This is a genomic window from Pseudomonas sp. FP453, from assembly GCF_030687495.1.
Classification (GTDB): Bacteria; Pseudomonadota; Gammaproteobacteria; order Pseudomonadales; family Pseudomonadaceae; genus Aquipseudomonas.
Genome location: NZ_CP117435.1, coordinates 4,851,309 through 4,867,843, shown reverse-complemented (window position 1 = coordinate 4,867,843; position 16,535 = coordinate 4,851,309). Strand labels below are relative to the sequence as shown.

Below are 16,535 nucleotides of genomic sequence, written 5' to 3'. Positions count from 1 at the left end.
CGTTACGCTGTAGCGATATCGGTACACTGGATGTCGTTCTCAGACCCAAAATTGGAATGCGATCACTGTGGGAGCTGGCTTGCCTGCGATAGCATCACCGCAGTATCACTGAAAGACCGAGTTGCCGGTATCGCAGGCAAGCCAGCTCCCACAAAAGCCTGCTCCACATGTTGAGCTGTGTTTTTGTCAGGGCTTGCTGGGAATGCCGTATTTGCGCAGGCGATGGGCGATGGCGGTGTGCGACGTTTGCAAGCGGCTGGCCAGCTGCCGAGTCGAGGGATAGCTGGTGTAGAGCTTCTCCAGCAGGCTGCGCTCGAAGTCTTCCACGGCCTGTTCCAGGCTGTCGACTTCGTTGTCGCCCTGGCGCGCCACCGAGGTGCCGGCGATGTCGAGGTCGCCGATGTCCACCAGGCTGCTTTCGCAGATGGCGGCGGCGCGGAAGATCACGTTCTGCAACTGGCGCACGTTGCCCGGCCAGCGGTTGCCCAGCAGCGCCGGGTAGGTGCCCGGCGCGAGACGGCAGACCGGGCGCTGGATCTGCGCACAGGCCTGCTGCATGAAGTAGCGCGCCAGCAGCAGGATGTCCTGGCCGCGTTGGCGCAGCGGTGGCACTTCGACGTTGAGCACGTTGAGGCGGTAGAACAGGTCTTCGCGAAAAGTGCCCTCGCTGACCATCTTTTCCAGGTCGCGGTGGGTGGCGCTGAGGATGCGCACGTTGACCTTCACCTCACGGTCGCCCCCCACGCGGCGGAAGCTGCCGTCATTGAGAAAGCGCAGCAGCTTGGCCTGCAAATACGGCGACATCTCGCCGATCTCATCGAGAAACACCGTGCCCTGGTTCGCCAGTTCCATCAGCCCCGGCTTGCCACCGCGTTGCGCGCCGGTAAACGCGCCCGGCGCGTAGCCGAACAACTCGCTCTCGGCGAGGTTCTCCGGCAACGCCGCGCAGTTCAATGCCAGGAACGGTGCACTGTGGCGCGCACTGCTGGCGTGACAGGCCCGCGCCACCAGCTCTTTGCCGGTGCCGGTCTCGCCCTGGATCAACAGCGGTGCATCCAGCGCCGCCACCCGCTGCGCCCGCGCCTTGAGGGTACGGATCACCGGCGATTCGCCAAGCAGCGCATCAAAGCCTTCGGCATGGTCGTGGTGCAGCGCCGACAGTTGTTCGCCGATGCGGTTGGGTTGGTAGAGGGTCAGCAGGGCGCCGGCGTCGGTGATCGGCGTGGCGTCCAGCAGCAGGGTCTGGCCGTTGACGCTGATCTCGCGCAGCGGCAAGCGAAAGCCATGCTCCAGCAAGGTCGCCAGCAGCGCCGGGTCGTTGAACAGCTCGCTGATGCTTTCGCCGGCGGGTTCGCGACCGTACAGCGCGATCAACGCCGGGTTGGCCAGCAGGATCTTGCCCGCGCTGTCCAGGGCCAGCACCGGGTCGGTCATGGCGGCCAGCAGGGCGTCGAGTTGCAGGTGGCGGCGCTGGCCGGGGAGGATGTCCACCACGGTGACGGCCTGTACGCCGTGCACGCTGAAGAGGGCGTCGCGCAGTTCTTCGAGCACCTCGGCGCTGAGGGTCGGCGCGTCGATGTAGACGTTGGGCGGCACCATCTCCACCGCATCCAGGTTGAGATTGCGCCCACCGAGCAGGGCCAGGACTTCCTGGGTGATGCCGACGCGGTCGATGAAGCTGACGTGGATACGCATGGGGCGAATCTGGATTCTGGCGAGCGAGAGGCGGCCAGTATGCCTGACGGGCGATGGAGATCAAAAAATGTGGGAGCTGGCTTGCCTGCGATGGCGGTGGAGCAGTGACATTGATGTCGCCTGACACTCCGCTATCGCAGGCAAGCCAGCTCCCACACAAGCCAGCTCCCACATTTGTCCTGTTTTGCCTATGAGAGAAGGGTCATTCCAGGTGTTCAGGCTTGACCGGATCACCGGGCTTCACATCCAACTGATGCCGCACATCCTCGAACATCAGGTCGTACTGCTTGTGCATCGAGCCGTTGAGCACCGCGACCTTCGGCATCCCGTACTTCTGCGCGATGTTCATCGCATGCCGGGCAAAGTCGAACGCCTGGTCCTTGGGCAGGAAAAACTCCTCCTTGAGGTCCTTGCCCTGCACCGAGCCATGCAGCTTGAAGAGCATGCCCTTGCCTTCCTTGGGGTCCTGGCTGACTTCGTAGTCGATGCACAGGTTGTAGCTGTAGTCATTGGCATTGAGCGCATGACGTTCAACGTGCAGGTGACCCGGTTCAAAGATGGCCATAGGCGTTTCTCCTCAACTTCACAGGTAGGTGATGCCAGGTTTTGCCGTGCTGATGCGTGTACCGGCGCTGCCCTGGACAATCGCTTCGATGTCCGAGAGTGAACCGATGACGGCGGTTTTGCCAGTCTTGCGGGCGAACTCGCAGGCCGCTTGCACCTTGGGCCCCATGGAGCCGGCGGCGAAGCCGAGTTTTTCGATGTCGTCGGGGTGGGCCTGGCCGATGGCTTTCTGGGTCGGCTTGCCGTAGTCGATAAAGGCGGCGTTGACGTCGGTGGCGATCACCAGCAAGTCGGCTTCCAGTTGCGACGCCAGCAGCGACGAACACAGGTCCTTGTCGATCACCGCTTCGATGCCCTTGAGCTTGCCGTCTTCGCCGTACAGGGTCGGGATGCCGCCACCGCCGGCGCAGATCACGATGCTGCTTTTTTCCAGCAGCCACTTGATCGGGCGGATTTCAAAGATGCGTTTGGGGCGCGGGCTGGCCACCACACGGCGGTACTTGTCGCCGTCCGGGGCAATCGCCCAGCCTTTTTCGGCGGCGAGTTGTTCCGCTTCGGCCTTGGAGTACACGGGGCCGATGGGCTTGGTCGGGTTTTTGAAAGCGGGGTCGTTGGCGTCCACTTCGACCTGGGTGAGCAGGGTGGCGAAGGGCACTTCGAAGTCCAGCAGGTTGCCCAGTTCCTGTTCGATGATGTAGCCGATCATGCCTTCGGTCTCGGCGCCGAGCACGTCCAGCGGGTACGGCGACACCTGGGTGTAGGCCGCCGCCTGCAACGACAGCAGGCCGACTTGCGGGCCATTGCCGTGGGCGATGACGAGTTCGTTGCCGGGGTGGATCTTGGCGATCTGTTCGGTGGCAATTCGGATATTGGCGCGTTGGTTGTCCGCAGTCATGGGTTCACCACGGCGGAGCAGGGCGTTCCCGCCCAGTGCAACGACGATACGCATAGCAATTGTCCTTCCATAAATTCTGATGAAGGAACGCGGTCAATGTGGGAGCCGGGCTTGCCCGCGATGGCATCACCTCGGTCTACCTGAACGACCGAGTTGCCTGCATCGCAGGCAAGCCAGCTCCCACATTGACCGTGTTGAGTCAGTGGGAGCTGTGGATTACAGGTCAGCCAGGGTGGAGACCAAAATCGCCTTGATGGTGTGCATGCGGTTTTCCGCCTGCTCGAAGGCAATACACGCCGGCGACTCGAACACGTCGTCCGTCACTTCAATGCCATTGGCCAGGTGCGGATACTGTTCGGCAATCTGCTTGCCGATCTTGGTATCGCTGTTGTGGAACGCCGGCAGGCAGTGCATGAACTTGGTGCGTGGGTTGCCGGTGGCTTTCATCAGCTCGGCGTTAACCTGGTACGGCAGCAGTTGCTCGATGCGCTCGGCCCAGGCTTCCACCGGTTCGCCCATGGAGACCCAGACGTCGGTGTGGATGAAGTCCACGCCTTTCACCGCGGCCTTCGGGTCTTCGGTGAGGGTGATGCGTGCACCACTTTCTTCCGCGTATTTCTTGCAGCGGCTCACCAGGTCATCGTGAGGCCACAGGGCTTTTGGCGCGCAGATGCGCACGTCCATGCCCAGCTTGGAACCCACCAGCAGCAGCGAATTGCCCATGTTGTTGCGCGCATCGCCCAGGTAGGCGTAGCTGATCTCGTGGATCGGCTTGTCGGCGTGTTCACGCATGGTCAGCACGTCGGCGATCATCTGGGTCGGGTGGTATTCATCGGTCAGGCCGTTGAACACCGGCACGCCGGCGAACTTCGCCAGTTCTTCGACGATTTCCTGCTTGAAGCCACGGTACTCAATGGCGTCGTACATGCGCCCGAGCACGCGGGCGGTGTCTTTCATGCTTTCCTTGTGGCCGATCTGCGACGAGCCCGGGTCGATGTAGGTGACGTTGGCGCCCTGGTCATAGGCGGCCACTTCGAAGGCACATCGGGTGCGGGTCGAGGTTTTTTCGAAGATCAGCGCAATGTTGTTGCCTTTGAGGTGCTGCTGTTCGGTGCCGGTGTACTTGGCGCGCTTGAGGTCGCGGGACAGGTCCAGCAGGTAGCGCAGCTCGCGCGGGGTGTGGTGTTCCAGGCTGAGCAGGCTGCGGTTGTGGATGTTGAACGCCATGATGATTCTCCTTGGATTCGGTAATCGGCCCGGTCGGCGCGGGATATGCGCCGCCGGGTGGATGGTCGTCTAGTAGTCGATAGGGTCGCGGATGATCGGGCAGGTCATGCAGTGGCCGCCGCCACGGCCCCGGCCCAGTTCACCGGCGCTGATGGTGATCACTTCCACACCGGCCTTGCGCAGCAGGGTGTTGGTGTAGGTGTTGCGGTCGTAGCCGATGACCACGCCAGGCTCCACGGCCACCACGTTGTTGCCGTCGTCCCACTGCTCGCGCTCGGCGGCGAAGGCGTTGCCGCCGGTTTCCACCACGCGCAGGGCCTTGAGGCCGAGGGCGGCGGCGACGGTGTCGAGGAAGTTGGATTTCTCCCGAGTGATGTCGATGCCGTGGGGTTTGCTTTCGTCAGGGCGCAGGGTGAAGGCGACGATCTGGTTGACCACTTCGGGGAAGATGGTCACGAGGTCGCGGTCGCAGAAGCTGAACACGGTGTCCAGGTGCATCGCGGCGCGGGATTTTGGCAGGCCGGCGACGATGACTTTTTCCACCGCCTTGTTCTTGAACAGGTTGCGCGCCAGTTGGCCGATCGCCTGGTGGGACGAGCGCTCGCCCATGCCGATCAACACCACGCCGTTGCCGATTGGCATCACGTCACCGCCTTCCAGGGTGGAAGCGCCGTGTTCTTCATCGGGGTTGCCGTACCAGATTTCGAAATCAGCGTTGGTGAACTCGGGGTGGAATTTGTAGATGGCGGTGGTCAGCAGGGTTTCCTGACGTCGCGCCGGCCAGTACATCGGGTTCAGCGTCACGCCGCCGTAGATCCAGCAGGTGGTGTCACGGGTGAACTGGGTGTTGGGCAGCGGCGGCAGGATGAAGCTGGCGTGGCCGAGGAAGTCGCGGAACATCTCGATGGTCTTGCCGCCGAATTGGCTTGGCAGGTCATCAGCGGATACGCCACCGATGAGGAACTCGGCGGTCTTGCGCGGCTCCAGGCTGCGCAGCCACGAGCCGACTTCATTGACCAGGCCCAGGCCGACGGTGTTGGCGGTGATCTTGCGCTCCAGGATCCAGTCCAGCGCTTCAGGGATGGCGACGATGTCGGTGAGCAGGTTGTGCATTTCCAGCACATCAATATCCCGCTCGCGCATCTTGGTCACGAAGTCGAAGTGGTCACGCTTGGCCTGGGCCACCCACAGCACGTCATCGAACAGCAGTTCATCGCAGTTGTTGGGGGTCAGCCGCTGGTGGGCCAAGCCTGGGGAGCACACCATGACTTTGCGCAGTTTGCCGGCTTCGGAATGTACGCCGTACTTCACTTTTTCCGTGGTCATTACAGATCCTCCAGTGAACAAAAAGATTCAGGTGTTACAGGGTCAGGAAGCCGTCGTAGAGTCCATAGGCCGCCACCAGGGCGCCAATGACCACTGCGGCGAAGATCAACTTCTCGACATTGGTGAAAATCGGTTTGCCCAGTTCACGCTTGGCCTTGGCGAACAGGATCGCGCCGGGGGCGTAGAGCAGGGCGGAAAGCAGCAGGTATTTGGTGCCACCGGCGTAGAGCAGCCAGATCGCATAGATCAGGGCGATGGCGCCGATGAACAGGTCTTTCTTGCGCTCCTTGAGGGCGTTTTCGTAGGTCTCGCCGCGCACCGCCAGCAGCAGGGCGTAGGCCGCCGACCACAGGTAGGGCACCAGGATCATCGAAGTGGCGAGGTAGATCAGCGACAGGTAGGTGCTGGCGGAGAACAGCGTGATGATCAGGAACAGCTGCACCATCGCGTTGGTCAGCCACAGGGCGTTGACCGGCACGTGGTTGGCGTTTTCCTTGCGCAGGAACTCCGGCATGGTGTGGTCCTTGGCGGCGGCGAACATGATCTCCGCACACAGCAGCACCCACGACAGCAGCGCCCCCAGCAGCGAGATGATCAAGCCGACGCTGATCAGCACCGCGCCCCAGTGACCCACCACGTGCTCCAGCACAGCGGCCATCGACGGGTTCTGCAGCTTGGCCAGTTCCGGTTGGGTCATGATCCCCAGGGACAGCACGTTCACCAGCATCAGGAACAGCAGCACGGTGATAAAGCCGATCACGGTGGCCTTGCCGACGTCGGAGCGTTTTTCCGCACGGGACGAGAAGATGCTCGCGCCCTCGATACCGATAAACACCCACACGGTGACCAGCATCATGTTGCGCACCTGGTTCATCACGCTGCCCAGGTCGGGGTTCTTCACGCCCCAGATGTCCGCGGTGAAGATTTCCAGCTTGAACGCGAACAGCGCGATCAACACGAACAGCACCAGCGGCACGACCTTGGCGACGGTGGTCACCAGGTTGATGAAGGCCGCTTCCTTGATCCCGCGCAGTACCAGAAAATGCACGGCCCACAGCAGCGCCGAGGCACCGATCACGGCCGCTGGCGTGTTGCCCTCGCCGAAGATCGGGAAGAAGTAACCCAAGGTGCTGAACAGCAAGACGAAGTAACCGACGTTGCCCAGCCAGGCGCTGATCCAGTAACCCCAGGCGGACGAAAAGCCCATGTAATCGCCGAAACCGGCCTTGGCGTAGGCGTACACACCGCCGTCGAGGTCGGGCTTGCGGTTGGCGAGGGTCTGGAACACAAAAGCGAGGGTCAACATGCCGATGGCGGTAATCACCCAACCAATCAACACCGCGCCGACATCGGCGCTGGCGGCCATGTTTTGTGGCAGAGAGAAGATCCCGCCACCAATCATCGAGCCGACGACAAGTGCAACCAGTGCACCTAGCCTAAGTTTTCCGGGAGTGTCAGACATTGCGTGACTCCAATGCAGGAGAAGAGAGACCACAGAATAATTCTGTGCGCTATTCAAACAGCTGACTCAGATCACTTCATTGGCACATTCCATTGTGAATTAATGACTTAGGATGGAATCCCTTGGGCAATACAAAGACGCGGGAAGGCGCTTTCCAGAGCGGTTTCGCCGTTGTTGTTAATCATTTAGTCAGGGGCATGGACGTTTGAAGCTAGCCCCTTTTTTCGGATGTGCAAACTTTTTGAACGAAGTTTCACAAAAGCGCTATAAGCGTTAAGTTTTGTGCAGTATTTAAAATCTAAATAAGCCTAAACTTCACGGCGCGACATGCTTTTAGGTTATGAACATGTCTGTTTTATCGCCTTCTCTAATAAACGCTACACTCGCTGAGTTAATTAGTTGAGTGCACAGTTGTCAGCTCAAACAGTGGTTAATCCAGGAGTCGCCATGTCCCAACCGGCCCAGAAACTTCGACTTGGCGCCCTGATCGCCCTGGTGGTGGGATCGATGATTGGCGGGGGGATTTTTTCCCTGCCACAAAACATGGCCGCCCGTGCCGAAGTGGGCGCCGTGTTGATCGGCTGGGGGATCACCGCCGTGGGCATGCTGACCCTGGCGTTTGTGTTCCAGACCCTGGCCAACCGCAAGCCCGAGCTGGATTCCGGGGTGTATGCCTACGCCAAGGCGGGGTTTGGCGACTACATGGGTTTCTCGTCTGCCTGGGGGTACTGGATCAGCGCGTGGATGGGTAACGTCGGTTACTTCGTGTTGCTGTTCAGCACCCTGGGCTACTTTTTCCCGGTGTTTGGCCAGGGCAACACGCCGGTGGCCATCGGTTGTGCGTCGCTGTTGCTGTGGGCGGTGCATTTTCTGGTGATGCGTGGGATCAAGGAAGCGGCGTTTATCAACCTGATCACCACCGTGGCGAAGATCGTGCCGTTGCTGATGTTTATCGTGATCGCCGCCGTGGCGTTCGAGGCGCATATTTTCACCCGGGATATCTGGGGCCTGGGCAACCCGCAGCTGGGCGACGTGGTGGACCAGGTGCGCAACATGATGCTGGTCACCGTGTTTGTGTTTATCGGCATCGAAGGCGCCAGCGTGTACTCCGCGCGGGCCGAGAAACGCTCGGACGTGGGCCGCGCCACGGTGATCGGCTTTCTCGGCGTGCTGGCGTTGCTGGTGCTGGTGAATGTGCTGTCCCTGGGGATCATGAGCCAGCCTGAGCTGGCACAACTGCAGAACCCGTCCCTGGCCGGTGTGCTGGAACATATCGTCGGGCCATGGGGCGCCATGGCGATCAGCCTCGGCCTGGCGGTGTCGCTGCTCGGCGCGTTGCTGTCGTGGGCGTTGCTCTGCGCCGAAATCCTCTACGCCACTGCCCATGACAAGACCATGCCGGCCTTTCTGAAGAAGGAAAACGCCAATCAGGTGCCGGTCAATGCGCTGTGGCTGACCAATGTGATGATCCAGATCTTCCTGGTGATCACGCTGTTTTCCCACAGTACCTACACCACCCTGATCTACCTGGCCTCGTCGATGATCCTGGTGCCGTACCTGTGGTCGGCGGCCTATGCGGTGCTGTTGAGCGGACGTGGCGAGACCTATGAAGGCGCCCATGGCCAGCGCCTGAAGGACTTGCTGGTGGCCCTGATTGCGCTGGGCTATGCGGTGTGGCTGTTGTATGCCGGTGGTTTGAAATACTTGCTGTTGTCGGCGCTGCTGTATGCGCCGGGTGTGATCCTGTTTGCCTTGGCCAAGCGTGAGCAGGGCCAGCCGTTGTTTACCCACATGGAAAAGGGCATTTTCAGCTGTGTGATTGCTGGTGCCGGGTTGGCGGCGTATGGGCTGTATAGCGGGGTGTTGACGTTGTGAGATTGGCCTTTGCGCCGCCCTACGATTGGGCGTCGTTGAGTCGGGGGGGTTGATAGTGACTGTAAGGGCCCCATCGCAGGCAAGCCAGCTCCCACATTTTTGATTTGTGAACACGTTCAAATGTGGGAGCTGGCTTGCCTGCGATAGCGATTTTCAGGTCACCACTGAGCCCGGTGTGACCCCAATTCCCCAGCCGGCAAATCCCACTGCAACGGCGTGCCGCTGATTGTCACCGGCGCCAGCAATCGATGGGCCGGCCCCCAGGCCGTCTGTTCCACCAGCAAACCTTGATCACTTGCCTGCTCCGCCCGCAACGCCGGTTGCGGCGGCACTTGCCCAGCCTCTACCAACAACGCCGCCGTGCGCGCCAGCGACAAGCGCGCCGAACCGCCGCATCCGGTGTTCAAGCGCTCGCTCAAGGCCTGGATCGCACTGGCCGCCATCAAGTACCCGGTGGCGTGATCCAGCGCCTGCAACGGCAGCGGCACCGGTTTATCCGCCTGTTTCCAGGCCATCCCCGCATCGGCAATCCCGCTGCTCATCTGCACCAGGCTGTCGAACCCGCGGCGATTGCGCCACGGGCCGCTCCAGCCGTAGGCATTGAGGCTCACGTCGATCAGGCCCGGGGCGATCTGCTGTAATTCAGTGGCGGTGTAGCCCAGGTGTTCCAGGGCGTCGGCGCGGTAGCCGTGGAACAGAATGTCAGTGTCCTTGAGGAGTGCTTCGAATACCTGCCGGCCCTCGGGGCTTTTCAGGTCGAGGCGCGCGCAGCGTTTGCCCAGGGTCATTTCCGGCACCACGCCGGCTTCGTCCCAGGTCGGCGAATCGATGCGCAGCACGTCGGCGCCAAGGCCGGCGAGGAAGCGACTGGCCACCGGGCCGGCCAGGACGCGGGTCAGGTCGAGCACCTTGATGCCCGCCAGTGGTCGTGCGACTGAGCCGAGCCAGGGTTTGTCGGAGGTGGTTGTCACGGTCTGACGCTGCACCAACGCCTCGGCATTCACGGCCAAGCCCTGCGGGTGCGCCTGCCAGGCTTGCCATGAGCGCATCTGCGCGGCACAGCCGCCCTCATCGACAATCGCCTGCTCCAGTTCGGCGGCGTTCCATTGGGCAACCTTGCTGGCCATTTCGTCGCGGTCGGCGACCTTGCCGAGGATACGTTCGGCGGCCGCGCGGTGATGAGGTGCGTTGGTGTGCAGGCGAATCCAGCCATCGGCGCTGGCGTAATCGCCGGCCACCGTGTCCCACAGCGGCGGTACTTGCCAGCCCAGCGGGCGGATCGAGGACGAGAACCAGAAGGAGGCGAGGCGCCGGTCCACGCTGACACCGGGCAAACGCCCGGTCTGTTGCTGGATCAACTGCGCCACCGCCTGGCCCGCAGCGCCGAGGCTGGCGCTGGCCAGTTCGGTGACGGCAAAGGCCGAGGGCAGGGCGCCGGCCTCGGTAACGGCCAGCGGGGTGTGGGGTAGCGCGAGTGCGGCTTGGATGGGAGTCAGCAGGTCAGTCATCAAAGGCCCTCCGTAAGAGAAGGACCACTATAAGAGATCATCAGGCCGGTGTGACAACTCCAGGCTCCAGCGGCAGCTCGATGCTGGCGATAAAACCACCGCCCGGGTGATTGGCCAGGATCAGGCTGCCGCCGTGACGCTCGGCTGCGCGGCGTGCGATTGCCAGGCCCAGGCCGTGGCCTTGGGCGGTCTGGCCGGGGGCGCGGTAAAACGGTTCGCCCAGTTGGCTCAGGTGCTCGGCGTCGACGCCGGGGCCGTGGTCGCGCACGCTGATCAGGATGCGCTCGCCCTGGCGCTGGGCATGCAATTCGATGGGCTGATCCGCTGGGTTGAAGCGCTGGGCATTGCGCAGCAGGTTGTCCACGGCGCGTTCGATCATGGTCGGCCAGCCCTTGAGGTGCAGGTCGCTGTCGCCGCTCAGTTGCACCTTTTGCTCGGGCGCGCTGAGCAGGGCGTCTTTTTGCAGGGCCTTGAGCAACGGGTCGAGATCGACGTCCTCGGCGCTGGCGTTGTCGGCATCGACGCGGGCCAGGACGAGGATTTCACTGATCAAGGCTTCGAGGCGGTCGCATTCGCGGGTCAGGCGCGGCCAGAGTTTTTCCCGTTCTTCGGGGCTGGCGCGCTCGGCCAGGGCCAGGGCGATACGCAGGCGGGCCAGGGGCGAGCGCAGTTCGTGGGAGACGTCGCGCAGCAATTGGCGCTGGCTGCCGATCAGGCTTTGCAGGCGCGCGCCCATGCGGTTGAAGTCGGTGGCGAGGACGCCGAACTCGTCGCGGCGGTTGGCCAGGCGCGCCAGGCTGTTTTGCTGGTAGGTGGCTTGGCCGAGGTCATGCACTGCGCCGCGCAAACGGCTCAAGGGGCGGGTGATGGACAGCGTCACCAGCAAGCTGAACAACGTCAGCACCACCAGGGCAATCGCCAGCGCGCTCAATGGCCACAACAGGCTGCTGCGGTGCCAGGCGTCCAGTTCCGGGTGGGGGATGCGGTAGATCAGCAGGTAGGTGTCGCCGGTTTTTTCGCTGGTGTACTCGGCGGTCAGGCGGCGCCACGGCAGATGGCCGTCTTTGCTGTCATTCTGCCGGGCTTCGAACGCAGCCGAGCGCCGCGGGAACGTGCCACGCACCACCGGCTCGCCGCTTTCATTGAGCACCTGCACGTCGATGTGGTACTGGCGCTTGCGCTGTTGCAGCAACTCCTGGGCGGCGTCTTCGCCCTGGGATTCGTAGAGTTGCGCCCATTCTTCGGGCAGGTTGGCGAGGCCGGGGTGGCGGCTGAGAATCCAGCCGTCCTGGTTGAGCATGTGCCCGAGCAGGATCGACAACCCGGCAACCAGAGCGATGGCCAGCCAGAAACTGGCCAGGATCCGCCAGAACAATGAGCGCACAGGAAACCCTCAAACAGGAAAAGCCCAGTGGCGGTGGCCACTGGGCTGGAAGCGTCAACGCGTGGGCATTATTGCGCTTTTTGCGGCTGTTGCGCTTTCCAGGCCTGGAATTCCTTCCACTCGGCACGGCGCTCGGCTTGTTTCTTGACGATCTCGTCGAATTTCTTCTGTTGATCGGGTTTCAGCACGGCGCGGATATCCGCCTGGGTTTTCTGCTTGCCGGCGGCGATCTCGTCCTGCATGGCTTTCTGCTCAGCGGCCGGGAGCTTGTCCAGGTACTTTTTGGTCAGGTCTTTGCGAGCGTGCCATTGGTCGCCCATCAGCTTGCCGATTTGCTCGCGCTGCTCTTTGCTCAAGTCCAGCTGGCTGAAGGGGCCGCCTTTGCCACGCGGACCGTGTTCACCGCCGTGGCCCGGGCCGCCCATCATGTGGCCTTCCGGGCCGCCCATCGGGCCGCGGCCGTCGGGCATTGCCGCCATGGCAACGGTGGGCAGGGCAGCGGCGAACATCAAAGCGATAAGGGTCTTGCGCATGGTGATTCTCCTGTCTCTATTCCGGTGAGTCCGGATGTGAGTAGATTACGGAGATGAAGGTCAGCGGCAGTCAGGGGAGCGTAAAGCTTGGGTAAAGAGGGGGTTGGTGGGAGCTGACAAAACTGTTGAGGCGGATGAGGTCAAGTGTGGGAGCTGGCTTGCCTGCGATGCAGGCAACTCGGTCTGTCAGTTAAATCCAGGTGATGCCATCGCAGGCAAGCCAGCTCCCACAGGAAACCAGTATTCCCAGGAGAGCTGTGCAGTGCCTAGAGGCTGTAGTAGTAACCACGGCTACGCAACGCCACGATCCGTGGCCGGCCATCCGGGTGCGGGCCGATCTTTTTGCGCAGGTTGCTGACGTGCATGTCCAGGCTGCGGTCGTAAAGCGTCAGCTTGCGGCCCAGGGCGATCTGCGCCAGTTCCTGTTTGTCCAGCGGCTCGCCGGGCTGGCGCAGCAAGGCTTCCAGCAGGCGGCTTTCGGAGACGGTGAGGGTGAATTCCTGCTCGTCGATGCTGACCACGCCGCGCACCGGGCTGAAGCACAGGTCGCCCAGTTCCATCTGCGTCGAGACAGCCGCGGGGTGGCTGCGGCGCAGTACCGCGCGCAGGCGCGCGGTCAGTTCGCGAGGGTCACAAGGCTTGGCCAGGTAGTCGTCGGCGCCGAGTTCCAGGCCGAGGATGCGGTCCAGCGGTTCGCCCCGGGCCGACAGCATCAGCACGGGCAAGTCCGGGTGGTCGCTGCGCAATTGCTTGAGCAGCTCCAGGCCGCTGCCATCGGGCAGCATCACATCCAGCACCACGGCGGCAGGCGCCGTGTCGGCCAAGGCTTTACGCGCACTCAAGCCGTCATGGCAGGCGCGCACCTGGAAGCCTTCCTGGCTCAACCAACTGGTCAGCAGCTCACAGAGCTCCTGGTCATCATCTATCAGTAACAGCTCGCTCATGACTCACTCAATTTAGCCATTGTCGACGGCGACGGTGCCCACCGCTGGCGAAGATCCCGCACAGCAAGGCGATCAGTGCGACGGCCCCACCGGTGACAAACCACTGTTGTTGCTCGGTCAGCCAACGGGTCAAGGCACCGCCCTGTGTCTCTTTGAGTTGCTGGGACAGGCGTTGGTTCTCTTGGCGAAGGCGACTTAGTTGCGCGCTTTCGCGGGTGGCATCCGCGTTCTGCAGTTGCTTGCTCAGTTCTTCACGTTGCCGCTCGCTGTCTTTCAAGCGTTGCTGCAACTCGCTGATCTGGCTGCCGGCACTCAACGACAGCGGCGTCGAATTGCCGGTATTCGGGGTTTCTTCAGCGTGGGCCGTAGCCCCGATCATTACCACTGCCAACAGACACAACTGACGTAAGCGCATCGGAACTCCTGATTCCACACGAATATTCAGGACGTTGTCGGCAGGTTACCGAGAATAATGAGCAATAAGCTGTGTGCCGAACGCAATCGGTTCGGCACAAGCTCGGGTCAAGGCAGGACTTGCTTGAACGGCTTGATCACCACGTCGGCATAAACGCCGGCGGCGATATACGGATCGGCCTTGGCCCAGGCCTGGGCGTCAGCCAGGGACGCAAACTCGGCGACGATCAGGCTACCGGTGAAACCGGCGTCGGCCGGGTCATTGCTGTCTACGGCCGGGTGCGGGCCGGCCAGGACGAGGCGGCCTTCGGCTTGCAGCTGCTTGAGGCGCTCGACATGGGCCGGGCGCACGCTCAGGCGTTTATCCAGCGAGTTGGCGACGTCGGTGGCAATGATGGCGTAGAGCATGTCAGTCCTCGGTTTTTGGCGTGGTAGGGGCGGTGTCATGCAGGTGGCGCGACAGATAGATGCCCTGGCCGACCAGGAACAATACGGTCATGCCCAGGCTGCCGAACACTTTGAAGTCGACCCAGTAGTCCTGGAAGGTAAAGGCCACGAACAGGTTGGCGGCGCCGCAGAACAGGAAAAACACGATCCAGGCGACGTTCAAGCGTGTCCACACCGGCTCTGGCAGGGTCAGCGCATGGCCCATGATCCGCTTGATCAGCAAGCGGTCACCGATGAAGTGGCTGCCGATAAAGACCAGGGCGAACAGCCAGTTGACCACCGGCGCTTTCCATTTGAGGAAGGTTTCGCTGTGGAAGGCCAGGGTCAGGCCGCCGAAGACCAGGCAGGCGACCAGGGTCAGCCATTGGCTTTTTTCCAGCTTGCGCTGGGAGATGAAGATGGCGCCGTAGACGACGATGGAACTGATGATCAGGACGGCGGTGGCGCTGTAGATGCCTCCGAAGGACACCGGGTGGCCGGCGATATCGATGACCCGGGGGTCGATTTTGGTAACGATGAAAAACAGCAACAGCGGGATGAAGTCGATGAATTGTTTCACAGTAAGAGCCAGAAGCTGGATGTGGCGGCATAATAACAAACATCCTAGGTAGCGAAAGCGCCAGCTGACTTGAGGTTACACATCCCCGTGAATGTTGATTTGCACTGCCACAGCACGGCCTCCGACGGCGCCCTGGCGCCCGCGGTACTGGTTGCGCGTGCGTTTGAAAAAGGCGTGCGAGTCCTGGCGTTGACCGACCACGACACCCTCGAAGGCCTCGACGAAGCTCGCGAAGCCGCGCAGGCCCTGGGCATGCAACTGGTCAACGGCGTGGAATTGTCCTGCACCTGGGGCGGCGCCACCATTCATGTGCTCGGCTACGGTTTCGACCAGACGGCCGCGCCGCTGGTGGCCGCCATCGCCGCTTTGCACGATGGCCGCTGGCTGCGCTCCGAAGAAATCAGCCGCAAACTCAGCCTCAAGGGCATGCCCAACGCCCTCGACGGCGCCCGGGCGATCCAGCAGGAACTCGGTGACAGCGGCAACGCCCCGGCCCGCCCGCACTTCGCCGATTGGATGGTGCGCGAGGGGTTCGTCAAGGACCGCGCCGAGGCCTTCCGCAAATGGCTGGGCGCCGGCAAGCTGGGTGACGTCAAGCAACACTGGCCGACCCTCGAAGACACCGTCGCCACCTTGCGCGCCGCCGGGGCCTGGGTCAGCCTGGCGCACCCGTGGCATTACGATTTCACCCGCAGCAAGCGTCGCAAGCTGATCAGCGACTATATTGGAGCGGGCGGCCACGCGATCGAAGTGGTCAATGGGCATCAACCCGCTGAACAGGTCGGCAGCCTGGCTATTCTTGCCCGCGAATTTGGTCTGCTGGTCAGCGCCGGCAGTGATTTTCATGGCCCAGGTGGGTGGTCCGAAATCGGCGAGTATCGCCAGGTACCTGAAGACCTGCCGCTCTTGTCGGGGCGATTCAAGCATGACCCCATTACTGCCACCGTCTGAACAGGTAGAACACGTGAGTCAATTCTTCCAGATTCACCCGGAGAACCCCCAGGCGCGCCTGATCAAACAGGCCGTGGAGATCATTCGCGCCGGTGGCGTGGTGATCTATCCAACGGACTCGTCCTACGCCATCGGTTGCCAGATCGGCGACAAGGGCGCGGTCGAGCGTGTACGACGCTTGCGTCAATTGGACGACAAGCACAACTTCGCGCTGATCTGCAGCGACCTGTCCCAGTTGGGCCTGTTCGCCAAGGTCGACACCGGCACCTTCCGCCTGCTCAAGGCGCACACGCCGGGCCCCTACACCTTTATTCTCAACGCCACCCGCGAAGTGCCGCGCCTGTTGCTGCACCCGAAGAAACGCACCATCGGCCTGCGGGTGCCCGAGCATCCCATCGCCCTGGCGTTGCTGGCGGAGCTGGGCGAACCGCTGATGAGCGTGTCGCTGATCATGCCCGGTGACAGCGAGCCGCTGGAAGATCCGTACGAAATGCGCCAGCTCCTGGAAAAACAGGTCGACCTGATCATCGACGGTGGTTTCGGCGGCAACAAGGCCTCCACCGTGATCAACCTGGCCGATGGCGAGCCGGAAGTGATCCGCGTCGGTTGCGGCGATCCGGCGCCGTTCATGGTCGAGGCCTGAATGTCCGCCGTGGAAACCGTCGATAGCCAGGCCGGCGCCCAGCAGGAACTGCCGTTTGCCATGGTGTATGGCCAGGCCGTGCTGGAAATGCCGCTGGACCTGTACATT

General features: G+C 62.2%; 16 protein-coding genes. 3 read left to right on the top strand and 13 right to left on the bottom strand.

Annotated elements, in window-relative coordinates:
• Nucleotides 1-186 precede the first annotated feature (186 nt).
• The 6 genes from PSH87_RS22085 to arcD (PSH87_RS22060) form a co-directional block, all read right to left on the bottom strand.
• Nucleotides 187-1,695: a sigma-54-dependent transcriptional regulator gene (locus PSH87_RS22085; RefSeq protein WP_305431135.1), complete on the bottom strand. Its 1,509-nt coding sequence runs from the start codon at nt 1,693-1,695 to the stop codon at nt 187-189.
• Between the two features lie 202 nt (nt 1,696-1,897).
• A complete protein-coding gene (locus tag PSH87_RS22080) occupies nt 1,898-2,260 on the bottom strand; it encodes a DUF5064 family protein (protein WP_017737998.1) in 363 nt (120 codons plus the stop codon).
• Between the two features lie 18 nt (nt 2,261-2,278).
• On the bottom strand, nt 2,279-3,208 hold the full coding sequence (gene arcC / locus PSH87_RS22075) for a carbamate kinase (protein ID WP_017737997.1): 930 nt from the start codon (nt 3,206-3,208) through the stop codon (nt 2,279-2,281).
• A gap of 162 nt (nt 3,209-3,370) precedes the next feature.
• The gene (locus PSH87_RS22070; protein ID WP_017737996.1) at nt 3,371-4,381 is read right to left on the bottom strand and encodes an ornithine carbamoyltransferase; all 1,011 of its coding nucleotides are present in this window, start codon (nt 4,379-4,381) and stop codon (nt 3,371-3,373) included.
• Nucleotides 4,382-4,450: 69 nt separating this feature from the next.
• The gene (gene arcA, locus PSH87_RS22065; protein ID WP_017737995.1) at nt 4,451-5,707 is read right to left on the bottom strand and encodes an arginine deiminase; all 1,257 of its coding nucleotides are present in this window, start codon (nt 5,705-5,707) and stop codon (nt 4,451-4,453) included.
• A gap of 34 nt (nt 5,708-5,741) precedes the next feature.
• Nucleotides 5,742-7,169, bottom strand: coding sequence for an arginine-ornithine antiporter (arcD, locus tag PSH87_RS22060; RefSeq protein WP_026136948.1), 1,428 nt, complete (start codon nt 7,167-7,169; stop codon nt 5,742-5,744).
• 447 nt (nt 7,170-7,616) lie between these two features.
• Here arcD (PSH87_RS22060) and arcD (PSH87_RS22055) point away from each other — a divergent pair, with 447 nt between their 5' ends.
• Nucleotides 7,617-9,044 (top strand): arginine-ornithine antiporter, encoded by a 1,428-nt coding sequence (arcD, locus tag PSH87_RS22055; RefSeq protein WP_305431130.1) that lies wholly within the window; start codon nt 7,617-7,619, stop codon nt 9,042-9,044.
• Nucleotides 9,045-9,202: 158 nt separating this feature from the next.
• Here arcD (PSH87_RS22055) and PSH87_RS22050 read toward each other — a convergent pair whose 3' ends face one another.
• From PSH87_RS22050 to PSH87_RS22020, 7 genes are all read right to left on the bottom strand, one after another.
• On the bottom strand, nt 9,203-10,552 hold the full coding sequence (locus tag PSH87_RS22050; RefSeq protein ID WP_305431128.1) for a CoA transferase: 1,350 nt from the start codon (nt 10,550-10,552) through the stop codon (nt 9,203-9,205).
• 40 nt (nt 10,553-10,592) lie between these two features.
• Complete coding sequence (locus PSH87_RS22045) at nt 10,593-11,936, bottom strand: HAMP domain-containing sensor histidine kinase (protein ID WP_305431127.1); 1,344 nt, start codon at nt 11,934-11,936, stop codon at nt 10,593-10,595.
• Nucleotides 11,937-12,004: 68 nt separating this feature from the next.
• Complete coding sequence (locus tag PSH87_RS22040; RefSeq protein ID WP_017737990.1) at nt 12,005-12,469, bottom strand: Spy/CpxP family protein refolding chaperone; 465 nt, start codon at nt 12,467-12,469, stop codon at nt 12,005-12,007.
• A 266-nt stretch (nt 12,470-12,735) separates the two neighbouring features.
• Nucleotides 12,736-13,413, bottom strand: a complete 678-nt coding sequence (locus PSH87_RS22035) for a response regulator transcription factor (protein WP_017737989.1) — start codon at nt 13,411-13,413, stop codon at nt 12,736-12,738.
• Between the two features lie 7 nt (nt 13,414-13,420).
• Complete coding sequence (locus tag PSH87_RS22030) at nt 13,421-13,828, bottom strand: translation initiation factor 2 (protein WP_017737988.1); 408 nt, start codon at nt 13,826-13,828, stop codon at nt 13,421-13,423.
• 107 nt (nt 13,829-13,935) lie between these two features.
• Nucleotides 13,936-14,235, bottom strand: coding sequence for a YciI family protein (locus tag PSH87_RS22025; protein ID WP_305431125.1), 300 nt, complete (start codon nt 14,233-14,235; stop codon nt 13,936-13,938).
• A gap of 1 nt (nt 14,236) precedes the next feature.
• Complete coding sequence (locus tag PSH87_RS22020; RefSeq protein ID WP_124524905.1) at nt 14,237-14,833, bottom strand: septation protein A; 597 nt, start codon at nt 14,831-14,833, stop codon at nt 14,237-14,239.
• 87 nt (nt 14,834-14,920) lie between these two features.
• On the opposite strand from PSH87_RS22020, the gene PSH87_RS22015 reads away from it, so the two are divergent.
• Nucleotides 14,921-15,784 carry a PHP domain-containing protein gene (locus PSH87_RS22015; RefSeq protein ID WP_257783709.1) on the top strand — a complete coding sequence of 288 codons (864 nt, stop codon included), beginning with the start codon at nt 14,921-14,923 and terminating at the stop codon, nt 15,782-15,784.
• Nucleotides 15,785-15,797: 13 nt separating this feature from the next.
• The gene (locus PSH87_RS22010; protein ID WP_017737984.1) at nt 15,798-16,427 is read left to right on the top strand and encodes an L-threonylcarbamoyladenylate synthase; all 630 of its coding nucleotides are present in this window, start codon (nt 15,798-15,800) and stop codon (nt 16,425-16,427) included.
• Nucleotides 16,428-16,535 lie beyond the last annotated feature (108 nt).